At 59.6% G+C, this 337-nt stretch carries 1 protein-coding gene; it reads left to right on the top strand.

Going from position 1 to position 337, the window contains the following annotated elements; genetic code table 11:
- Positions 1 to 337 (top strand): methyltransferase (locus EN874_RS32690; protein ID WP_135884732.1); only part of this gene is annotated, 337 nt, incomplete at both ends.

The following is a 337-nucleotide window of genomic DNA, read 5'->3' as shown; positions in this document are numbered from 1 at the left end:
CGAGGATGCTTACAATAAAGGGCATACCACCTTCATGGGGCTGGAGCTGCTCGTGGGGCCTGGTGCACTCGTACCGCGCCCCGAGACCGAGTTGCTGGGCACAACGGCCCTCGATGCCCTAGACCAATTGAGGATCGCTGAGCCTCGCATAGTCGACATGTGCTGCGGCACCGGCAATCTGGCCTGCGCCATAGCGCACTATGCCCCCGCTGCTCGAATCTGGGCGAGCGACTTGACGGATGGATGCGTCGAAGTCTCACGTCGTAATGTAGCCTTTCATGGATTGGCCGGTCGAATTGCGGTGCATCAAGGGGACTTGTTCGATGCTTTCTCGGAG

It is taken from the genome of Mesorhizobium sp. M1D.F.Ca.ET.231.01.1.1, assembly GCF_003999155.2.
GTDB lineage: Bacteria > Pseudomonadota > Alphaproteobacteria > Rhizobiales > Rhizobiaceae > Mesorhizobium.
Note: the sequence above shows the minus strand (reverse complement) of the source record. Positions and strands in the feature narration are given on the sequence as shown.